The sequence below is a fragment of the Yoonia litorea genome, assembly GCF_900114675.1.
Lineage (GTDB): Bacteria > Pseudomonadota > Alphaproteobacteria > Rhodobacterales > Rhodobacteraceae > Yoonia > Yoonia litorea.
In genome coordinates this window covers 689,241-710,206 of record NZ_FOZM01000001.1, presented here as the reverse complement: position 1 = coordinate 710,206, position 20,966 = coordinate 689,241, and the positions used below count along the sequence as shown (strand labels likewise).

16 protein-coding genes are annotated in these 20,966 nt (G+C 55.7%); 7 read left to right on the top strand and 9 right to left on the bottom strand.

Features of this window, described 5'->3' with window-relative positions:
* The first annotated feature begins 4 nt into the window (after nucleotides 1-4).
* From BM316_RS03765 to BM316_RS03750, 4 genes are all read left to right on the top strand, one after another.
* Nucleotides 5-1,237, top strand: coding sequence for an ABC transporter substrate-binding protein (locus tag BM316_RS03765; RefSeq protein WP_090204159.1), 1,233 nt, complete (start codon nucleotides 5-7; stop codon nucleotides 1,235-1,237).
* Between the two features lie 65 nt (nucleotides 1,238-1,302).
* Entirely contained in the window at nucleotides 1,303-2,331 is a 1,029-nt protein-coding gene (locus BM316_RS03760; protein WP_090204157.1) for a carbohydrate ABC transporter permease, read from the top strand.
* A gap of 12 nt (nucleotides 2,332-2,343) precedes the next feature.
* Nucleotides 2,344-3,225 (top strand): carbohydrate ABC transporter permease, encoded by an 882-nt coding sequence (locus tag BM316_RS03755; RefSeq protein ID WP_090204154.1) that lies wholly within the window; start codon nucleotides 2,344-2,346, stop codon nucleotides 3,223-3,225.
* Between the two features lie 39 nt (nucleotides 3,226-3,264).
* On the top strand, nucleotides 3,265-4,257 hold the full coding sequence (locus BM316_RS03750; RefSeq protein WP_090204151.1) for a nuclear transport factor 2 family protein: 993 nt from the start codon (nucleotides 3,265-3,267) through the stop codon (nucleotides 4,255-4,257).
* Between the two features lie 58 nt (nucleotides 4,258-4,315).
* Here BM316_RS03750 and ggpS read toward each other — a convergent pair whose 3' ends face one another.
* The 3 genes from ggpS to BM316_RS03735 are packed head-to-tail and all read right to left on the bottom strand — an operon-like array spanning nucleotide 4,316 to nucleotide 7,730.
* Nucleotides 4,316-5,803, bottom strand: coding sequence for a glucosylglycerol-phosphate synthase (ggpS, locus tag BM316_RS03745; protein WP_090204149.1), 1,488 nt, complete (start codon nucleotides 5,801-5,803; stop codon nucleotides 4,316-4,318).
* Between the two features lie 11 nt (nucleotides 5,804-5,814).
* Nucleotides 5,815-6,591, bottom strand: coding sequence for an HAD-IIB family hydrolase (locus tag BM316_RS03740; RefSeq protein WP_090204146.1), 777 nt, complete (start codon nucleotides 6,589-6,591; stop codon nucleotides 5,815-5,817).
* Nucleotides 6,588-7,730: an NAD(P)H-dependent glycerol-3-phosphate dehydrogenase gene (locus BM316_RS03735; RefSeq protein ID WP_090204143.1), complete on the bottom strand. Its 1,143-nt coding sequence runs from the start codon at nucleotides 7,728-7,730 to the stop codon at nucleotides 6,588-6,590. The genes BM316_RS03740 and BM316_RS03735 overlap by 4 nt, the downstream gene beginning before the upstream one ends.
* Nucleotides 7,731-8,050: 320 nt before the next feature.
* Between BM316_RS03735 and BM316_RS03730 the strand changes: the two genes are divergently transcribed.
* Nucleotides 8,051-8,938, top strand: coding sequence for a UTP--glucose-1-phosphate uridylyltransferase (locus tag BM316_RS03730; RefSeq protein WP_090204140.1), 888 nt, complete (start codon nucleotides 8,051-8,053; stop codon nucleotides 8,936-8,938).
* Between the two features lie 12 nt (nucleotides 8,939-8,950).
* Here the strand turns inward: BM316_RS03730 and BM316_RS03725 are convergent, their stop codons facing one another.
* The 6 genes from BM316_RS03725 to BM316_RS03700 all read right to left on the bottom strand — a co-directional run bounded on the left by BM316_RS03725 (nucleotide 8,951) and on the right by BM316_RS03700 (nucleotide 15,921).
* Complete coding sequence (locus tag BM316_RS03725; protein WP_090204137.1) at nucleotides 8,951-11,131, bottom strand: polysaccharide biosynthesis tyrosine autokinase; 2,181 nt, start codon at nucleotides 11,129-11,131, stop codon at nucleotides 8,951-8,953.
* 9 nt (nucleotides 11,132-11,140) lie between these two features.
* The gene (locus BM316_RS03720; RefSeq protein WP_090204135.1) at nucleotides 11,141-11,575 is read right to left on the bottom strand and encodes a low molecular weight protein-tyrosine-phosphatase; all 435 of its coding nucleotides are present in this window, start codon (nucleotides 11,573-11,575) and stop codon (nucleotides 11,141-11,143) included.
* Nucleotides 11,576-11,580: 5 nt separating this feature from the next.
* Complete coding sequence (locus BM316_RS03715; RefSeq protein ID WP_090204132.1) at nucleotides 11,581-12,660, bottom strand: polysaccharide biosynthesis/export family protein; 1,080 nt, start codon at nucleotides 12,658-12,660, stop codon at nucleotides 11,581-11,583.
* A 156-nt stretch (nucleotides 12,661-12,816) separates the two neighbouring features.
* Nucleotides 12,817-13,038 (bottom strand): hypothetical protein, encoded by a 222-nt coding sequence (locus BM316_RS03710; protein WP_242649739.1) that lies wholly within the window; start codon nucleotides 13,036-13,038, stop codon nucleotides 12,817-12,819.
* A 121-nt stretch (nucleotides 13,039-13,159) separates the two neighbouring features.
* On the bottom strand, nucleotides 13,160-13,816 hold the full coding sequence (locus BM316_RS03705) for a YjbF family lipoprotein (protein ID WP_090204126.1): 657 nt from the start codon (nucleotides 13,814-13,816) through the stop codon (nucleotides 13,160-13,162).
* Nucleotides 13,813-15,921, bottom strand: a complete 2,109-nt coding sequence (locus BM316_RS03700; RefSeq protein WP_090204123.1) for a YjbH domain-containing protein — start codon at nucleotides 15,919-15,921, stop codon at nucleotides 13,813-13,815. Before BM316_RS03700 ends, BM316_RS03705 begins: the two co-directional genes overlap by 4 nt.
* A 565-nt stretch (nucleotides 15,922-16,486) precedes the next feature.
* Here BM316_RS03700 and BM316_RS03695 point away from each other — a divergent pair.
* Together BM316_RS03695 and BM316_RS03690 are read left to right on the top strand one after the other, a co-directional pair.
* Nucleotides 16,487-20,158 (top strand): MSCRAMM family protein, encoded by a 3,672-nt coding sequence (locus tag BM316_RS03695; protein WP_090204120.1) that lies wholly within the window; start codon nucleotides 16,487-16,489, stop codon nucleotides 20,156-20,158.
* A gap of 67 nt (nucleotides 20,159-20,225) precedes the next feature.
* Nucleotides 20,226-20,966, top strand: a complete 741-nt coding sequence (locus BM316_RS03690; protein WP_090204117.1) for a SapC family protein — start codon at nucleotides 20,226-20,228, stop codon at nucleotides 20,964-20,966.

Genomic DNA, 20,966 nt, shown 5'->3' with positions numbered 1-20,966 from the left:
TGACATGTCATTTATGAAAACCATCGCAGCTGGCACCATGGCCACACTGCTAGCAACGGCATCATATGCCGATTGTGGCATTGAGTCCGGCTCGATCCGCATTCTGTCCAATGACTTTGGCGCTCTGCACGCCATGGTCGAGAAGGCACGCGAGTGCGAGACCGATAGCGTCACAATCGAACACAACGCCACTACAGAGCATCGCGACCTGCAGGTTGCCGCGCTGACAGCGAACCCAGCGGAATACACATCCGCAGTTGTTGCAAACAGCTCCATCGTTCCGCTGATGAACGAGGGTCTGATCCGCCCGCTGGATGACCTCGTTGCTAAATACGGTCAAGACCTGCAGCCGCAGCAGCTGATCACGATTGACGGCCAGGTCATGGCGATTGCCTTCATGGCGAACGCACAGCACCTTTACTACCGCTCCGACGTTCTTGAGCAGGTCGGTCTCGATGTTCCAACAACCTACGAAGAAGTTGTTGCCGCAGCACAGGCCATCAGAGACGCCGGCATCATGGAAAACCCGTTCGCAATGAACACCATGACAGGTTGGAACCTCGGCGAAGAGTTCGTGAACATGTATCTGGGCCATGGCGGCCAGTTCTTTGAGCCAGGCACAGCACAGGTCTCGATCAACAACGAGCAAGGCGTCGCCGCTCTCAACATGCTCAAGCAGCTGGTTGACCTGTCTGACCCGGACTTCCTGACATTCGACTCAAACGCGACAGCGGCTGAGTGGGAATCCGGCAACCTTGCGCTTGCCACAATGTGGGGTTCGCGCGGCGGCCCAATCCTTGATGACGAAGGCTCAACCGAAGAAATCGTGTCTTCGACTGTCCTGACAGGCGCGCCGACTGTTGGCGGTGGCGACACACCTGCATCGACACTGTGGTGGGACGGCTTCACGATCTCTGCCAACATCTCTGATGAAGATGCAGAAGCAACCTTCGCTGCACTGGTTCACGGCCTCTCGCCAGAGATGGTCGCGGAGAACAACGATCTGGCCGTGTGGCTGCTTGACGGCTTCGAACCTGGTCCAGCAGCAGCAGGTGTCGCGGCGACAGCGCAAAGCGGCGCACGCCCCTACCCGATGCTGCCGTTCATGGGCCTTCTGCACACAGCACTGGGCAACGAACTGTCTGACTTCCTGCAGGGCAACGAAAGCGCCGAGCAGGCACTGTCCGATGTCGAAGCAGCCTACACTGCTGCGGCAAGAGAACAGGGCTTCCTGTAATCTAAGCATGCTGACAGGGCGCGCATCGTCGCGCCCTGTCTTTCCTAAGGATTGGAGGCTCGAACATGCCACATCGCACTTTCTTCTGGTTCATGTTTCCCTCACTCCTTGCGATGATCCTGTTCATCGCACTGCCGATTGGCTCTGTCATGACGCAGTCGCTTTTCGTCAAACATGATCAGGTGACCATCGTCACCGAGAACTGCGGCCCCTTCGGATGCCAGGAAGAAGTCGTGGTCGATGTCGAGGCGACACGTGCGTTGCAGGAAGCTGACCCGCTTGGGCGCTTTAACGGATTTGGCACATACACTGACCGCAACCATCTGGCCTTTGCCGAAGTTTCTGAAGCCTGGAATACCACTGAAAGCTGGTCGGAATTCGGGTCATTCCTGATGAACCTGCCCTTCTATCGGGCCTTGGCATTCACGCTGTCCTATACTGCGATCGTGACACCTTTCGTAATTGTCCTTGGTCTGGCGATTGCGCTTGGCGTCAATTCACTGCCGCGCATCGTGAAGGGACCGACAATCTTTATCTCGCTGCTGCCGATGATCGTGACACCGCTGATCGGTGGCCTTGTGCTGTTCTGGATGGTGGATGCTGACGGTATTCTGGGTGCTGCCTTGCAAAACATCTTTGATGACCCGCGATTATCGGTCAAAGCCTCCGCACCACTCACGTGGCTGATGCTGTTCATTTACGGCATCTGGCACTCTGCCCCGTTTGCCTTTGTTGTCTTCTACGCGGGCCTGCAGACCGTGCCGAGCGAAACGCTGGAGGCTGCGCAGATTGACGGCGCAAACCGCTGGCAGCGCATCCGCTATGTCACAATCCCCTATATGATGCCGCTGGTTGTGTTCGTGATCCTGATCCAGCTGATGGATAACTTCAGGGTGTTCGAGCCGATCGTGGCCTTCTCGGCGCAGGCGAATGCGTCATCACTCAGTACATTTATCTACGATGATCTGCGCGGAGACACGGCGCTCTTCGGGTCCGCTGCCGCGACCTCGATGATGACAATCGTCGGTGTCTGTATCCTTCTGTCGCCAGTGCTGCTGCGCACCTGGCGCGACTTTAACCGCAAGCGCGCCTAGGAGAGGACAACCATGTCTGCTGCAACCCAAAGACGCCCCAAAGGCCTTGTCATCGTCTCCACCGGATTTGTCATTCTATGGCTGATCCTTGCGGCCTTCCCCTTTGTCTGGACCATGTGGGGTTCTTTCAAAGTCGAGGCCGACTTCTTCTCAAAGGCGGATTGGACCTATGCCCTGACGGGTGTGCGAACCACAGTTGAAACCGGCGCGCCTTTTACGGGCAATGGTTATTACGGCGCTTGGGTCACAAATGAATTCTGGCGCGCGGTGATGAATACAATGATCATCGTTGTCAGCGTCGTTGTGATTTCGCTGACGCTGGGAACCTTGGGCGGCTATGCGCTGGCGCGGTCGGGTTATCGCTATGCGTTCTGGATCCTGATGGCAGCCCTCGTGTTTCGGGCCATGCCGCATATCACGCTGGTATCAGGTTACCTTTTGCCGTTCTTTCAGTGGAACCTCTGGGGCCACCTACCCACGACAATCATCGTGCTCGTGGCTATCAATCAGCCGTTTACATTGTGGATGCTGCATTCCTTCTTTCTCAACATCCCCAAAGACATGGATGAAAGCGCGATGGTGGATGGGTGCACACGGTTTCAGGCGTTCCGCTATGTGATCATTCCGGTCATGTGGCCTGGCGTGATCACGACAGGGCTGTTTAGCTTCCTGCTGGCCTATAACGACTTTGCGGTGACATCGATGCTTCTGAGCCGAGAGAACCAGACAATGGTGCCAAAGATTGCGTCATTCCTCGGGTCAACTTTTGATGCAGGCAATGTGATGTATGCGGTTGCCGCCGTTGTATCAGCGATGCTGCCGCTCTTTGTGCTGGTGTTGTTCTTCCAGCGACAGATCGTGAGTGGCCTGACCGCAGGTGCCGTAAAAGGGTAAACACGACCAACGTTTCCACCTACCTGATGAGCAAGACCGATGAGCGAGTTTGAGGACGCCAAATCCCTGGTGCGCGCATACTATGATGCGCTGAAACAAGACCCCGAAGCTGCGATGAGCACCTATTGCGCGCCCGATCTGGTGTGGCAGGGCTTTCACCCGTTCGACGATTTCAGCAATGCGCAAGAAGTCGCAACACACTTCTGGAAACCGCTGCAGGCCGCACTGAGGCCGATGCAGCGGCGGCTCGACCTGTTTTTCGCCGGGCGCAACTTCATTGATGATGGCGCGTCGCTCTGGGTGGCCTCGATGGGTCACCTCATGGGGTTGTTTGATGGCGCTTGGCTGGGCATTCGTCCTACACGCAAGATCGCGATGCTGCGCTATGCGGCCTTTCACAAAGTCGAAGACGGTCGGATAACCCACGAGGCGATGTATTTCGACATTCCGCACCTCATGCAGCAGGCCGGACAGAATCCGTTCGGCCCGCAGACGGCTGCAACGCTTGTGCAACCGGGGCCACTGACCCATGACGGACTATACTTTCAGGACGTCGATCCGGCCGAGGGCGCCAAGACCATGGCAGCGATCAACGCCATGATCAGCGATATCGCCGGATGGACCGGCGGCGATATTTCGGGGCTTGAGGATGAACTCAGACGCACCTGGAACGAAGACATGATCTGGTGGGGTCCTGCGGGTATAGGCGCGACATACACGATCGAGCGTTACGCCAAACAACACGCAGGCCCCTTCCGCATGGCGTTCCGTGACCGGAAATTCATCGGGCACGTTGCTAAAATCGCAGAAGGATCATACGGCGGCTTTTTCGGACGCCCTAACCTGTCACTCCGCCATGAAGGCGGGTTTATGGGGATGCCAGCAACAGGCCAGTTCGGGGATATGCGCGTCATCGACATGTATCGCCGCGACGGGGACAAGCTGTCGGAAAACTGGATATTTATCGACTTGCTTCACTTCTGGAAGATGCAGGGTGTCGATATTCTCAAGCGCGCGACAGGTGTGCAATAGCACCTGCGCCGTGCAGCGCTAGACGACCTGAACGAACGCTGCCGTACACCAGTGACGCTTACTCTGCCGCGATTGGCCTGACGTTTGTGACCTTCAGTCTGCCAGGCCCCCACGCCCGCACGTCATTTGATCTGACGGCTTCGCGCAGCTTTGCCATGCGGCCGCGACGCTCGTCGCCTGGCATTCTGATCGCCTGCAGGATCGCGTGATCCATCGCGCGATGCGAGAACGGGTTGGCAATGACGGCGTCTCCGAGTTCAACGGCTGCCCCGGCGAATTCTGACAGCACAAGCACGCCGTCATCATCGACGCGCGAGGCAACAAATTCCTTGCAGACCAAGTTCATGCCATCTGCCAGCGGTGTAATCCAAGCCACGTCGGCCGCCTGATAATAGGCAATCAGATCGGCAAACGGGATCGCACGCGAAATCAGCGTGATCGGCTGCCACTCGAACGAGCCAAAGCGGCCATTGATCCGGCCTGCGGCTTGCTCAATCTCGTTTTGAATTTCCTCATATGCGCGCATATTCCGGTTGGCCGAGACCGACACATGCATCAAGCGCACCTTGCCATGCAGATCGGGTTCGGCTTCAAGAACCCGTTCAAAGCTGGCAAGCTGCTCGACACCGCCTTTGGTGTAGTCGGTGCGTCCGACACTCAGGATCAACTGCTGATCCCCCATCTCGTCCCGGATCGCCTTTGCTGCTTCATGCACTTCAGGCTGGTTCGCCCGCGCATCAATGAAATCGGTGTCCACGCCAAGTGGTGTGTAGCTTACCGAAACCTCGTGCCCGTCATAGCTGATCCGTGTCGGTACAGAGCGTTCCGTCAATGCGGTGCCATCAGTGATCCATTTGTCAGGAACACGTTCGCGCGACACGATGTCAGCATCGAAAAGGCTTTGGACCACGGAGACAAAGTTGGCTGCGAACCGCGGGATGTGAAAGCCCACATCGTCACAGGCCAAGAGGCTCGCGACAATTTCCTTGCGCCACGGCAGCACATTGAAAACGTCTGCTGACGGGAACGGCGTATGGTGAAAGAATGCGATACGCACATCTGGGCGCATACTGCGCAGATAGCCTGGCACAAGCCAGAGATTGTAGTCATGCACCCAGACCAGCGCACCTTCTGCTGCTTCGGCCGCAGCCGCCTCTGCAAAACGGCGGTTCACATCCCGAAAGTTTGCCCAGTCGACAGGGTCGTAGTTGTAGCGTTCCTTGAATGAATGCAGGATCGGCCAGAATGCCTCTTTCGAGGTCACATGGTAGAATTCCTTGACCTGTGCGGATGTCAGCGGAAGACGCGACACGGTATATTGCCCGTAGTCGTCATCAATCTCGATTTTTTGCGCAAAGCCAGGATTTTCAAGATCGTCGGCAAGTTTCCAAGCCACCCACGACCCGTGATTGACACTGCCAAAGAAGCTTTTGAGCGTCGGGACAATCCCGTTCGGGCTTTTATTCTCGCGCAGGACGGTTTTGCCGTTCTCTTCGACTTCTTCGTAAGGCTGGCGGTGATAAACAATCACGAGTTCTGATGACATGGGGGGACTCCTTAGGCTTTCGCCAGCATGTTTTTTGTGAGGATTGCTTCTGCGATACCTGCAACGCCGACGCCTTTGGCGACATGGACGTGCTCCAGTCCAGAAACCGCATCGATCAGGGCGTCTTCTGATCCGCCAACAGCGACCGCAGGCAAGCCAAGCTTGAGCATCGAAAGGTCGTTGAGCGTGTCACCGGCAACGAGTGTGCGGCGGTTGTCGATTTCCAGATGTTCGAGAAGGCGCAATAGTGATGGGCCTTTGCTGACATCCTTTGGCAGAACATCAAAAAAGCGATCATCCGAAATCAGGGCATCAAGGCCCATATCGGCTACGATATCGAGAGCGCGACGATCAAATGTGTCGGGGTCCATGTCATAGCTGACACGGTGGCGGAAGCCGGTGGATTGCAGGCGGAGACCATCAATCTTGGTCAGTGCCGCCTGCACGCGCCCATTGGCGTTGGCCCACGCCTTTTCGATTTCTTCTTCAAGCGGCGCAATCGGGACGAGAAAGTGATCCCGGTCAACGGAGGCAATGGTGGTGCCAACATCACCGACCACATAGTCGGGTTTGGGTACACCTTTTTTGCGGGTAAGTTCGCGGACAAAATTCGGATCGCGTCCTGTCACAAAGATCAAACCGATGCGCTGCCGGTTTGCCTCGATAAAGCTGTAGAATTTCTGCCGGTCCTCTTCGCTTCCACCCAGAAATGTACCATCCAGGTCTGTAGCGAGCACCAGTTCCTTTTCACGGATTGCTGTCTCGGGGAATGTTTCGTGACGGGTCATGAGATCCTTTCTGCAAGAGTTGCTATGTCTTCTTTTGTTGCGGGGTGGTTCAACGCCAGCCCCATCGCACGCGGTTCAGCCTCGATTGGCCTTGCCCAGAGTGAAGCAAAGGCGTGTCCGAGGTCTGCTTGGTCGTGGAGAATTGCGTTGACGGTTTCGCATATTGGCATGCTAACGCACAAACGGCGCGCAAGTTCCGTTACAGAGCTCGCATTGGCCTCGCCCTCCACAACAATTGGTTTGCCATCAAAGCATTCATAGCGGGCAATGCCCTGTCCTAGCTGATGTCCCGGTGCCATATTGCGCGAGGTTGTGCTGGAGCAGGTCAAGGAGAGGTCGCCGATGCCTGAAAGTCCGGTGACGGTTTCGCGGCGTCCGCCCAGTGCTTCGGCAAGTCCCTTCATTTCATCAAGACCGCGCGTGATCAGCGCAGCCCGTGTGTTTTCCGCAAACCCTGCCCCCGTCATCATCCCGCAGGCAATCGCGATGACGTTCTTGACCGCGCCGCCTACCTCGACGCCGATCAGATCATCGGAGACATAGGCGCGGAAGCTTTCGGTGCTGAGCGAAACAGCCAGACGCGCGGCCGGGCTCATGTTGGGATGCAGCCGGTCATTGTGGGAAAACGGAAATGCAACGGTGGCCGATGTGGGGTGGCCTTTGGCGACCTCCTTGGCAAATGTTGGCCCTGAGACGGCACCGACGGGGTGGCCTTGCAAGACCTCTTCCACAATCTGCGACATCAGAAAACCAGTGCCTGCCTCGATGCCTTTTGCACAAACGGCGACGGGGATTCCTTCCGGGATAAAAGTCCGCATTTGCTGGGCAACCTCGCGCAAACTTCTTGAGGGGACAACGATCAGGACCGCCTCTGCACCCAAAAGCGCCTCATCCAATGCGCTGGTTGCTTTCAGTTCCTCAGGCAAATCAACATCTGGCAGCAGCGCCTGATGGCGGTGATTTTCATTGATGTCTGCAATGACCTCGGCATTCCGACCCCAGAGCCACGTCGCAACGCCGGAACGGGCAAGCGTAGCGGCCAGCGCGGTGCCCCAGGAGCCTGCACCAACAACGGCAACTTTTGCGTATTTCTCTGCGATATGTGGTGTGCCGCCGGTGGGCAAATCTTGATGCTTCATGTGGACCTCTCAGGGACTGGGTTTCGCGCGCTGGTTCAGATACGCGATCTGGGGCTGTGACGGAGGGGCTACAGAATGTGCATACACTCAACATGGAAACCGTGACGCTGCGGTCAATGCTGCGGGTGCAAAAAACTGCTGAAATCTATGAAACAGGGGCACGGAATGTCAGTTTCTGTTGATGAAATGCGTGGCATTCCAGCAAACACGCCCAAAAATTAAGCAACAAATCGTCGCATACAATCTCTCGGATGTCGTTTCTTGACCCTCATCACAGCCGACATACATTCTGCAGTGCAGCAACACAGGAGCAATTATCAATGTCGCAACCGGTCAGAACAGCCATTTTCCCTGTCGCAGGTCTTGGCACGCGTTTTTTGCCGGCGACAAAGGCAACTCCAAAGGAACTGCTGCCGGTAATTGATACACCGCTGATCCAATATGCGATTGACGAGGCACAAGAGGCTGGCATCGAACGCATGGTGTTTGTCAGTCATCCCTCCAAGCAGGCAATTGAACGCCATGTGATGGACGACGCAAAACTTCGCGCTGAACTCAGGTCGCGAGGAAAACGCGACCTTGAAAATGAACTGCGCGACGCAGCCCTTTGCCCTGAAAGCGACGATGTCGTCTTTACCATGCAGCACGAACCCCTCGGCCTCGGTCATGCTGTCTTGTGCGCCAAAGATCACGTGCTGCCTGGACCTGTTGCTGTCATCCTTCCTGATGATCTGATCCTTGGCCAAAGCTGCCTGCCCGAGATGATAGATGCCTATGCTGCAAGCACTGCGGGTCATATGGTGGCCACGATGGAGGTGGCACTTGAAGAAACCAACAAATACGGAATCCTCTCAGGCGCGCGCCATGGTCGCCTGTTTGCAGCGGATGGCATTGTTGAGAAACCGGCTCCACAAAACGCGCCGTCAAGAGAGGCCGTTGTCGGTCGCTATATTCTGGATGAGTCGATCTTTGCTGATCTGAGCGGACAAGAACCCGGCGCTGGCGGCGAAATACAGCTTACCGACGCGATTGATGCAGGACTTGCACGCCTCGGGCTTCACGGTTTCAGGTTCTCCGGTACGCGCTTTGATTGCGGTTCAAAAGCCGGGATGTTGCGCGCCATTCTGCATCTCGCTGCGCAGGACGAAGAGTATCGAGACGTGTTGATCGAAGCAGGTTTGGGTCAGAGTGCGCCCGAGGCCGCCTAGAAAGCCGCCTCGCTACTTGTAGCTGTAGCGCGTGTTATAGGCATAACCGTAACCGCCGCGGCTTTTGGCTTTCTTAGGATCGAAATCGTTCAGGATGGCACCTGATACCTTGACGCCGCTCGTGCCCAACACCTTGAGCATCGCTTGCACCTCGCCCGGATGTGTTTGCGCAAAGCGGGTGACTGCAATGACCGCGCCGGCAGCCCGTCCCAGAACAACAGGGTCGGTCACGGCCAGCACCGGTGGTGCGTCGATGATGGTCAGATCGAATTCCTGATCCAGCCGTGCGAGCAATGCCGCCAGATCAGGCCGCATGAGCAGTTCTGCGGGATTTGGCGGAAACGGCCCCGCCGGCAGAACGCTGAGCCTGTCGACTTTACTCTGCAGCACTGCATCTTCAAACGACGTCTCTCCAGCAAGGACCTGTGCCAGACCGGGGTTGTCGCGCGGGATATCGAAGTATTTGCGCTGTTGCCCTCGGCGCATGTCCGCATCCATCAGACAAACCCGTTGGCCCGCCTCAGCAGCAACTGCTGCAAGGTTCGCACTGATCAGGCTTTTGCCTGACCCCGGCGCAGTACTGGTCAGCACCAGCGATTTGTTCTTTGCATCAAGCATCGCGAAATGCAGGCTGGTTCGCAGTGAACGCAAACCTTCGACAAACAGTGAGTCTGGCGTTTCAATTGCCACAAGAGGCAGCGACCGGGCGCTGTTCTTGGACCGCGCTGCGGCAGGATGCTTGTTCAGCGTCGCAAATACCGGCAATCCAAGAGCTTCGAGATCTTCGGCGCCGTCGACCGTCTTTCTCAGGTAGCTGCGCAGTAGCACCCAAGTCATCCCGAGAACCGTGCCAAGGATAAGCGATAGCGCCAGCACAACCATTGTCCGTGGCGCGACGGGACGGATTGCTGTCCGTGCGCTGTCGATCACCCGCACATTGCCGATTGTACTAGCACGCAACACTTCAAGCTCCTGCGCGCGGTTGCGAAGTTGGATGAACACCTCTTGTGCCAGTTCGACGTCTTGCGTGAGATTGATGACTTCCCGCTGCGTTGCTGGAAGTGTCCGTACCTCTTCCTCAAGCTCTGCAAGTCGTGCCTCTGCACGGCCACGCGCACCCAGTAGTCGCTGATATTCAGGATGGTTTGGCGTGTATCGCTCGGCCAATTCTTCCTCAAGCGCGTCTAGCTCAAGAAGTTCGGTCTCAACAGCACGGATTTGCGTCAGAAGTGCTTCGCCCTCTGCACCGAGGTTGATGGCCTGTTGTTCCTGCCGATAGGCGTTCAGTGCAGCTTCAGCCTCCTGAACCGCTTGACGGGCGTCAGGGATCTGGCCTTCGATAAACGCCAGACTGCTTTCGGCCTCAGCCGCGCTGCGCTCGGCATTCTGCGCGAGATAGGCCTGGGCAATTGCATCCAGTGTTCGGCGTGCAAGTTCAGGTGACTGTGACCGATATTCAAGCCGTAGGATGCCGGAATTGCGCCCTTGTTCCGCGACTGTCAGGCGTTCACGAACGCGTTGGATAGCTTCTGTTTCGGGAAGTTGCACGAGGCGATACTGACGCCCTGTCTGTCCTACCAAAACTCCGACTCGCAGCGAAAACCCTGTCTCGGGATCAATAAGGAGGTCACCGACCTGACCCGGCACAGTTCGCCCGTCCGGAAGCCAGACGTCGAAGGCGCCTGTTCCGGCCGCCTCCAGAAGGATGTCTTCTCCCAACCATGCTGCCGGTACGTCGAGAAGCTGCAATTCAATTTCATCCCCCTGGCGGGCGAAGGGCGATAGAAACGCCCAATCCGGAAGGGAAAAACTTTGTGTCGCAAGTAAATGACCGACGATTGGTGCTTCGACAGGCTCTGCAATCCAAGCGAGGTTGAGGCGCGAGACGGCGCGGCCAAGAACCAGACGCGACTTAATGATTTCGATCTCAGTGACAGCGCGAGGGCTATCGCCTGACAGATCCGCTAGGCTGCTGGGAAGTGCGAGTTGACTGGACTTTTCTTCCAGCTGAAGCAGCCCATCAGCCTGATAGGTGCGCGGCGTGTTCAGGATGTAGAAAATCCCCGCAAGGCCCGCGAGGACGATAAAGACGAAGATTGTGAATTTGCCAGCCCAAAGGCGGCTCAAGAGATCCAGAAGATCAATCTCGTCATCATTGCTGGTCTGCTGAACCTGATCGCCCTCGTTCGCCATAGCGTGTCTTTACCGCCCGCCCAAACGTGCGGCCCAGGCCTGAGTCGCTTCTTGAATTTGCGCAAAGACCGCTTGGTGGAACTCGATGCTTCTGCGATAGGGGTCCGGAATATCGCCATCACCGGTCCACCGGCTGAGCCGCATCACACGCCCGGAAATCCCGGGAACAATCTTTTCTACTTCTCGGCGGTGTCCGCCTTCGAGAACAAGAATAAGGTCATTTTCGGCGGCAATCTCTTTTGTGAATTGGCGCGCGCTGTGTTCACCAACAGCGACCCCCGCATCCTCTGCAACACGGCGGGCGTGCTCGTCCACATCGTTCCCCACCACCGCAGCAATCCCTGCGGAAGATACAGTGTAATGAGGCAAGTCTGCACGCAGGAGCGCCGCCGCAATAGGCGAGCGGCAAATGTTACCAACACAAACAGTAAGCAGTCGCTGCATGAACCCTAGATTCCGTTGAGTGTATCTGTGGTTGTATTGACAGCGCCCACGGTCGGAAGCAACCCAAGGATCGTATCATTCCACCGTTGCCGCGGCGATCGGGTCACGTAGACGACATCACCGGGCTGCAGCAGGAAATCTGTCCCCAGAAGAAACCCGGTCGGCGATGCCACAGACAGCTGGAAAACACGCATGGCGGCTGGTGTTCCGCGGAAAACAAACACACCGCGTGCATCTGCCCGGATCTGATTGATCCCCCCCTGCCCGGCAAGCGCTTGTGTCAACGACAATTCTTCACCTTCGAGGTCGATGCTTGCGGATTGATTGACCTCGCCAAGAATGAAGACTTCTTCGCTCTCTCGCTCAGGCACATAGACGACGTCACCAGCGCCAAGGACGGGGTTGTTTGAAACGACACCTCGCGAAAGAAAAGCATCAAGATCGACATTATAGGTCCGATTGTTGCGCTGGATTGTGACGCGTTCGGCATCGGCATTGTCCTTGAGGCCACCAGCAGCGTTGATGGCGTCCACCAGAGTCATCGGAACAGTCGTCAATGAATGGCGCGACGGCATCGCCACCGCGCCGGTGACATTGATTGCCTGACTGTTGAACGCAGCAACCCGCACTTCGAGTTGCGGATCAGCAATATATTCTGCAAGTCTCAGGCGCAGATCGGTGCGAATGTCTTCAGGTGCGAGACCCGCGGCCTGCACTTGCCCTACAAAAGGATAGAAGAAGGTGCCGTCAGACTGGACGCGGAAACCGCTTTCGGCCGCGCTGCGCTGTGGCCCCGCTGGCATCGTAAGTTCTGGGTGATTGAAAACAAGCACACTCAGAACATCGCCAGGACCAATCCGGTATTTCCACCCCGAGGGGCCTGCGAGCGTGGCGCTTTGTACCGGAGTCGAGGAAGCGGGGTTGAATTGCCTGATGTTCTGCGCGTCAAGCTGGATGACCGTGACTGTGGGCGGAAGCTCGGTTTGAGCCTCTCGGGTCACGGGAAACTCGCTAAAGCCATCTGCACAAGCGCCCAGCAATGTCAGGCAGGTCAACAAAAGCAGCAAACGCTTCAATTGGTTCACTTATTCGACCCCCTCGCCGCTACGTTGTGTTCTAGTGCTTATCATCTACCGGCGCGGATTTGGCAAACACTTGAAACAAAAATGACTGCACCAATCTCTCGGTGCAGTCATAACTCAAATCACACTTGCGAAAACCTGTAGTTATCGCAGACTGACTTAGTTGTCGCTGTCGTCCTCGGAGCCGCCACCAGAGTCGCTGGAGCTAGCTGCGAGAAGTGCTGCGAGAATCGCTACTGGGATAACCCAGCCTGGGATGCTGCCGTCTTCTTCCTCGACGATCACTGGTGGAGCCACTGGCTCTTCAACGATCGCACCCATCAGGCCGCCAGCGTTTACAGAAGAAGCTGCAAATGCTACGATTGCAGCTGTAGAAATCATTTTGATGTTCATTCGAAATCCCTTTCGACATCTGGTTTCAGTAAGGGCACCGCAATCGTCCGCAGTATCCGCTCACTATCTCGATACCAAATCTGAAAACATATTCAAGGGTTAGAAGTGATTAACGCAGCATTTGAATGTCGATTTCGCCTACCGGGGCAGAAATCCATTGCCGAGACTGCCAAATCTGGCCACTTGAAGCGATCCAATAGAGATTACTGAACTGCCCTGCCCTGCCTGCGCATCCTTCGCCGACCAAGCGCACGTTGCGGCGCTGTCCGTAAATCTCGAGCACATCATCTCGGATCGTTTGCACCTGACATTCAAAGCGGGCGCGTACAATCGCATCATTTCCACCGATGTAATCGTGCACACGGGCATAACGACCTTGCCCGCTTACAAGCGCATTGTAGACGACGCTTAAGTCTGCCCCCATCAGGTCATTGCCCAATCCCCTTGTGCCAGCAACCAGCCCGTTCTGCGTAATAATGGCGATGCCTCTGTCTTCAGCCCATGTCACATAGCCATTATTTTCGGTAACGCGCGCCAGCAATGACGCGTCATCTTCCGACACCGGCGCAAAAAGCATCAGGTCCTGTGGCGCATTTTCAATCATTTCGCGAGACAGGCCGGATCTTGGATCCGGTGAAGTATCGTCTGTGTCGAACCCGGCAAGATCAGTCGCCAGATCCAGAGACGTGCTGAGAATTGTTGTTTGCTGAAGTGGTCCGCAGGCAGAAATGCCGACCAGCAAAGTGATTAGCGCCAGTAGTCTCATCGCCAGAAACGCCCCCAACCGTCAGTAAGTGCCACTTCGTGACTGCCGCGAATGCGCTCGTAAAGCCGTCCGTCAACGCGCAACCGCGCCCCTCCGTCACGACTGAGCGATGCAAGGCTGACGTTCGCGCTATCGCGTGTGGCATTCCCGAGCGCCCAATCAAATGGGACCGTAATCCTGAAGCCTTTGTCGAAAGATCCTTCACCGAATTCCTCGAATGGGACATCCGTAAAGGTCGCATATGCTCCGACCTTCCAGCCGTTGGCAAATTCCCGGTCTAGCCGGAATGTGGCACCCCAATCGCCCGCAAGATAGCGGCCCACATCGACCTGGCCGTGAAAACCATTCTCAAATGCATAGTAGAGAGACGCATGCCCGGTGACCACGTCATAGGTGCCCCCGATATCGTCGAAGGACTGCGCACCGAACCCAAGATCGTATTCACGCTGGACGACATAGTTCAGCTCAGCCCCCAAGGCGAGACGACTGTCGACGGGTTTCCAAAGCAATTCGGTTGACGCGCCGGCAAACATGGTCTCGAGATAACCAAGCGAAGCACGGCTATAAAGCGCTTCGCCAGGCCTGCCGTACCAGTGCAAGGCCAGGTTCTCGATACCGACCGTTCCGACTTCTCCGTACTTTCCGACATTTCGGCGAACGGGATGCAAATCAGAAGCCGCAATGCTCGCGTCCTGTCTGTTACCTGAAATGCGATAGCGCGCGCGGCCTTCGAGGAACAAATTGGGTTGGATCGCATATGAGAGCGCAGCCTGGACCCCATATTCCGTCCGCAACGGATCGCGACCGTCAAAGAGCTGCAGCGCAACGAAAGGCGAAATCCCCCAAAGGAGCCGCTCATCCCGCGCAGTCAGTCCTGTTGCGATATCGAGTGGCGCTTCAGCGATTTCTGAGCGCGCTAACATCGATGCAGCAGCGTCTGGTTGATTTTCCAATGCCTCAAGATCGCTTCGTGCGATTGTCACCGCTGATATCGGAATGCCATCTCTCGTCGGGATGATCGTAAAGCTGTCGATATCGCGCGGCATTGTCGCTGTCAGAATCCGGGCGACCCGTCCGACGGCCTGTGCCTCAGCCCGATATCTTTCATTTTCAAACGCAACACTGACGCTCCGTTGGCTCCGCGTGATTGCCGTCAGGCGTAAGCCGTCGCGCGCCAGAGCAGTCTTGGTCGCTTGAACGTTGCTTTCGGGCAATCCTGTTGAGGACGGCGTTACCTGAACAGATCCGCGACTTATCACAGGCTGAGGCGCGGATTCGAAGCCGCTCGACGCAACCCTGTCATTTGGTGTGGCGGCGATGGTTGCGGCCAAGCCGAAATCAACCCCGCCCAACCAATGTGCGCTGAGATAGAAGTCATCTGAAGGAGAAAACGTGAGCCCGAAATTTAGCGGCGTGTCACGTTCAACAATCCCGATATTCTCTTCGCGCGCATAAGCGTCACTCGAATACTCCGCAGTAAATGTCAGGGCCTCAGACACTTTCCATTCGACACCGCCGAAGAGCGCAGCATCGCCGCGAAAAAACTGATCGAATGACGGCTCGCCTCCCTCACCGACATCGAGCGCGGGACGTATCTTCAGCTCGTCAAATACCGCACCGAGCGGATTTTCAAATCCGCCTTCGGTGGCGAGCCTTCCCCACCCCAAGCCAAGCGTTGTTCTGATACGTGGCGTTACCGTCTTGGTCGCGACGACATACTCGCCGGTATAGATGCCTGTCCCCATGAAGTCGCGCAATCCGACCGCAAGCGCTGGCCGCCAGCTTCCTTCCGGGAAAATCTGGTAGTGAAGGTCGAAACTCCGATCGAAAATTGGATCGAACCCGGGACCAGAGAATTCATCAAGCCTGCTATAGCGGAACGCACCGCTAAGCTGCGGCGTGATCTGGAAATTCAGAGTAATCCGTTGCTGGTTTTCAAATCCACCGAAAGATATCCCCAGTTCAGCATCTTCCCTGACGTCCGCCGTGGGCATTTCGACCAAACCGGGGGTGCCGAAATTCGAGAAGCTCCCAGAGATCGTGTCTGCCCCCAGAGGCGATCCGACAACAAAGATCAGAAACCCCGAATAGATTGCTTCTTTCATGAAACGGCCCCCACCAGGCGCAAACCCATCGCGCTACATCGCATCTTTGTCAGAAGTCCTGGCGCGAGACAACCGGACAACTGGGCGACGTCAGCCGGCCCGATGACTGAAACCTGCCATTTTTCTAATGAGTCGCGGGATAGGAGCCCTCGATCGGTTTGGCGGATAAACTTAAATTAGTTTACCTTTTTACTCGGAAATCGCTAACCCACTGTTTCCAGTCAATTGTGTCATTAACCGTTTATTAATAAGGCAAAAATAAGGCTGACTGTTGACAGAATGCCGGGACTGCGCAAGCATTCTTGCCAATTGTATACATACATAGACCAATAGATCTGACTGATCGTCGTCACCGGCAGGCCATTAATGCCTTGAATCTCTCAGACCGTGAGTTGGCGTCACGAGCGCAGAATACAGGCAGCGAGACCAACGTAGCGCACGGGTTGAAAACCCGCAGGACATTCGCGTGCATCCAATCGAGGGTGCACATCATTCGGTTCGAGGAATCCATCGTTGGCAGATGCCGGCGACCTTGAGGCCGTTTTGCAAAGGTGGGGTATTTGCAATGACTGACCAAATTAACGTGCTTCTGAGTGATGATGAAATTATAGATGATGGTCTGGCTGTAGCGACCGATCTTGATGATTACGCTCCAGGTTCAACCGCAGAAATACTTGCCAGCGGCGTTGATATTGGTGGAACAGTTACTTTCAAGATTGACCATGTCAGTGGCCCCGGAGAAGACGGTATTTATGGCACCGCTGATGACACGATCGTCGATCTTGGGGGTGATGGCCATGAGAGTTGGAGCGTCACAGACGGTGGTGAAGGTGACCTGGATGGTCTTGAGAATGGGTCGATCACGACGCAATGGTATGTCAACCCCGACGACAGCCTCGACGAAACCTTCATACTTGCCGCAACCAGTGAGACAGACGTTGCCTACTGGAGTTTCACTGATAGCCTCCCCGCCCCCATCGGCATTAGCCAAGTCGAGTCTGATTTAGATCTCACAGCGTTAGATAGCCCCGATTACCAAGACGAAAGTGGCGCCGTTTGGACAAACGACATCTTCGGCGCCGGAACCGGCGTGATCTCGCCGTTTGTCCGCATCCAGGCCACTGGCAACGACAGTTCACAAGACGGCATCAATACGTCCGGCGAAATCAACAATGACGAAAAAGCACAGGCCAACGGATACACCCGTGACTTGCTTTTGAGCGAAGTCGCCCTTTTCAATGCCTCGAACAACGAAGTTCTTGACGGCATCGACCCGGACGACCCAACCGACGATTTCGCGGGCAATTTCTACGAGTTCCGGCTAGACATCAACGAAAACTCCAATGCCAAGGGTGAGCAGTACATTTCGCTGGACGAGGTCATGATCTTTGTCTCAACCGAGGCAAATCTGACACTCAGCTCTGGATATATTGTTGATAACAAGTCGAGTACCGATTTGACGAACGAGTTGCTGGCAACGAATAGCCTTGATGCCAGTCAGTTGGCACTCGTCTATGACCTTGATGCGCTCAATGATAATTGGGTCGCCCTGAATTACGACCTGCAAGCAGGCAGCGGCGTAGGCGACATCGCCCTCTACATCAAACAGTCCGACTTCACTGACGCGATTAGCCTTCTGAATGACACCGATGCAGGCAGCACTTTCGACGGCACTGCAAGTACCACATACGTCTATCTGATCTCATCGATGGGCGCCGAAGGTGTCGGCGAGGCTCCTGAGCTCAACGCGGATGACACCTATGCGAATAGCGGCCAGACACAGGCCGCGGACTGGGGTATCAGTGACGGCTTCGAAGAGTGGTCCGTTCTCAAGGCGCAGCCTTTCGGTGCAATCCAAGGCTACAAATACCAGGACGATAACGCCGACGGCATCCTCAATGGCGATGAAAGCGGCATTAGCGGGTGGCACATTTACCTCTACGCAGATGCCAACGGCGATGGCCAGTTCACAATTAACGACGTCTACAATGTGGATGGCACGCCAATCTCTCCTGTCCGCCAGTCACAGACTCTCACACTGGAAGCAGCTGGAGGCGACGCCACTCTTGTGGGTTCTTATTCCTTCGACGGTGTCGCAGTGGGTGACTACTGGCTGGTTGAGCAGAACTTTGAAGGATGGTTCAATTCTGATGAAAACTCCAAAACCTTCATTGACCCACTGACGAACGAAGAAGTTCTGTTTGTCCACTCCGACCTGATTTCAGTCACAACTGGCGATATCATCGGTGACACGGATGCCGAACGCGAGACGACAAGCTTCCTCAACTACCAGAAGGTCGCAATCTCGGGCATCAAATACGAAGACGGCGATGCAGATGCCGCGACAACAAACGATCAGACACCGCTTGCCGGCGTCACAATCTATCTCTTCTTTGCAGACGGCACACCCGTCCTGGGGACAGGTGGCAACCAGCTCACAGCGGTGACTGGCGCCGACGGCAAATACAGCTTCACTGATCTCGATCCGGGAGACTACATCGTCTCGGAGACCGACACTTTCGGCGACAGCGATGATGGCACCGCATCCTCCGTCACCGTCGGCACCGGCGAGACCGCAAAGACATACTATGCCGTCGACGATATCACAGAGACAGGCACCATTTCGCTCGCATCAGGACAGTCATCAGACACCAACGACTTCCTCAACTACCAGAAGGTCGCAATCTCGGGCATCAAATACGAAGACGGCGATGCAGATGCCGCGACAACAAACGATCAGACACCGCTTGCCGGCGTCACAATCTATCTCTTCTTTGCAGACGGCACACCCGTCCTGGGGACAGGTGGCAACCAGCTCACAGCGGTGACTGGCGCCGACGGCAAATACAGCTTCACTGATCTCGATCCGGGAGACTACATCGTCTCGGAGACCGACACTTTCGGCGACAGCGATGATGGCACCGCATCCTCCGTCACCGTCGGCACCGGCGAGACCGCAAAGACATACTATGCCGTCGACGATATCACAGAGACAGGCACCATTTCGCTCGCATCAGGACAGTCATCAGACACCAACGACTTCCTCAACTATGAAGCTGGGACGATCCAAGGGTACAAATTCTGGGACATGGATCGCAGTGGCACATGGGACTTCGAGGACACGAACAATAATGGTGTCCGTGATGACGAAGAAGTGGCCCTTGCAGGTGGCGAAGCCGGTGCCAAAGGCTGGACGATTGAACTCTATCAGGATGATGGCGACGAAATCTTTAACGAGATCACACCGATCCGCACAACTGTCTCTGATGAGACTGGCTTCTGGTCTTTCGACGATCTCGAAATGGGTATCTACTTTGTCAAGGAGGTGCTCCAACCGGGCTACGTCCAGACGACACCGGACGCATTCGGTGACGGCTTCTTCAAAGTGGAGATCTCAGCATCGGGCGAAGTCGTGCTCTCTGACATGGCGGGTGACCTCCTGCTCTTCGGCAATGACATGATTGACGGGCCCGGCGTGCGGACACCTGGCTTCTGGCAAAGCAAACTGGGTCAGACGTTCTGGAATGGTGACCCGGCCGACGACGGCGACATCCAAGACCGAGGCATCGAGAAAACAGGCGATGAATTCGCAGACGATGATGTCATTGTCTTGCGATACGGAGAGCAACCGGACGAAAACACCAACCCTGACGAAATTCCGCCTTACTGGGATTTGATAGGCGACGGCGAGCTTCGTCTGTTGATCGGAGACTGGGATTGGAGTGCCGTTCAGGAAGGTGACGAGGAGTGGTATCTCGATGGGGCTGGCATCACACTTGTTGAAGCGCTCAACGCACTTCAGGGTAATGGCCTTGATGGCGAAAAGAACCGAGGCAAGGACTGGGGCAAGACCGAACTGATCGAGAGAGATCTGGTTGCCTCTTGGCTGAATGTCATGGCTGGCAACGATCCGAACATGACGACCCCGCTCGGTGAAGATGCGATGTATTGGATCGATCAGGCGATCTATTACCTCAACGGCCTCAATGAGGCTGATCGCGGCGACAAGAAAGCGGCTTGGGGGTCTGGTGTGCGCTATGACTCTGATAACGATGGCGATATTGATAGTGATGATGCCTTCACCGAGTCAGGGTCTGACATCCACACAGCCTTGGACGGGTGGAACAATTCCGGTGACCTATATGCCTTCAATGTTGCGTTTGATGGCGACAACGGCGGCACTGTGTCAGCACAATCGTACTACAGCGCCGAAGATCAGTACGAAGGTGTGGCTTGATCACCCATAGTCGGCGCGGCGGTGACGTCGCGCCCGCGATCATCGTACAATCAATGGAGATCAGAGCATGCAGGGCTTGATGCAGGATATGGTGCCGCTTTCATCTGAAAGGCACAAAGATGCCAGCATCTCCCGTGATGCGGGCTTCAGTTTTTCGAACAAAATGACTCATGTGCCGGTGCTGCTGAGCGAATTGCAAAGTTTGTCGCGCGACTACGCAACCGGCTTCTTGCAGGCTGATGATAAAATCGCATTGGTCGCAGTTTTGGGCCTTCAAGCTGAAGAAAATCTATATGTCGACCAGAAGGGCAGTTGGGCTGTCAGCTACATTCCGGCAATGCTGCGTCAATATCCTTTCGCAGCTCTAGTCGATAACCAGAGCGAAAAAAGCAAAGCGGTTCTTTGCGTAGCGTCGGGGTTTGAAGGATTAAATAACGAAGGCCGAGGACAACCGCTTTTTGATGCGGAAGGCAAGCCAACAAAGCTGACCATGTCAGCGCGCGAGTTCGTCTCTCAGACATCTGCCGATGCTCAGAGGACAGAATCCTTCGCACGAATGCTGCGCGACAGGGATTTGCTTGTGCCGCTGAAAGCAATCTTGCAAGGGCCGGAAGGTGAGACGAGAGGTCTCGAGGGGCTATATGTAGCAAGCAAGAAAGCAGTTGATGCGCTGTCAGCCGAAGATCTCAAAACCATGCAGCAATCCGGAGCTCTGGCGGCTATTCACACGCACTTGGCGAGCATTGCCAATCTTCAGGCACTCGCAAACCGGATCAGAAAATCAGAAGCGTCGGTGTTTGATGCTTAG

Coding starts and splice junctions, on each gene's coding strand:
- BM316_RS03695 (WP_090204120.1), top strand. CDS start 16,487: ATGACTGACCAAATTAACGTGCTTCTGAGTGATGATGAAATTATAGAT.
- BM316_RS03725 (WP_090204137.1), bottom strand. CDS start 11,131: ATGGCGAACGAGGGCGATCAGGTTCAGCAGACCAGCAATGATGACGAG.
- BM316_RS03730 (WP_090204140.1), top strand. CDS start 8,051: ATGTCGCAACCGGTCAGAACAGCCATTTTCCCTGTCGCAGGTCTTGGC.
- BM316_RS03740 (WP_090204146.1), bottom strand. CDS start 6,591: ATGACCCGTCACGAAACATTCCCCGAGACAGCAATCCGTGAAAAGGAA.
- BM316_RS03760 (WP_090204157.1), top strand. CDS start 1,303: ATGCCACATCGCACTTTCTTCTGGTTCATGTTTCCCTCACTCCTTGCG.
- BM316_RS03690 (WP_090204117.1), top strand. CDS start 20,226: ATGCAGGGCTTGATGCAGGATATGGTGCCGCTTTCATCTGAAAGGCAC.
- BM316_RS03755 (WP_090204154.1), top strand. CDS start 2,344: ATGTCTGCTGCAACCCAAAGACGCCCCAAAGGCCTTGTCATCGTCTCC.
- BM316_RS03705 (WP_090204126.1), bottom strand. CDS start 13,816: ATGAGACTACTGGCGCTAATCACTTTGCTGGTCGGCATTTCTGCCTGC.
- BM316_RS03735 (WP_090204143.1), bottom strand. CDS start 7,730: ATGAAGCATCAAGATTTGCCCACCGGCGGCACACCACATATCGCAGAG.
- ggpS (WP_090204149.1), bottom strand. CDS start 5,803: ATGTCATCAGAACTCGTGATTGTTTATCACCGCCAGCCTTACGAAGAA.
- BM316_RS03710 (WP_242649739.1), bottom strand. CDS start 13,038: ATGATTTCTACAGCTGCAATCGTAGCATTTGCAGCTTCTTCTGTAAAC.
- BM316_RS03750 (WP_090204151.1), top strand. CDS start 3,265: ATGAGCGAGTTTGAGGACGCCAAATCCCTGGTGCGCGCATACTATGAT.
- BM316_RS03700 (WP_090204123.1), bottom strand. CDS start 15,921: ATGAAAGAAGCAATCTATTCGGGGTTTCTGATCTTTGTTGTCGGATCG.
- BM316_RS03720 (WP_090204135.1), bottom strand. CDS start 11,575: ATGCAGCGACTGCTTACTGTTTGTGTTGGTAACATTTGCCGCTCGCCT.
- BM316_RS03765 (WP_090204159.1), top strand. CDS start 5: ATGTCATTTATGAAAACCATCGCAGCTGGCACCATGGCCACACTGCTA.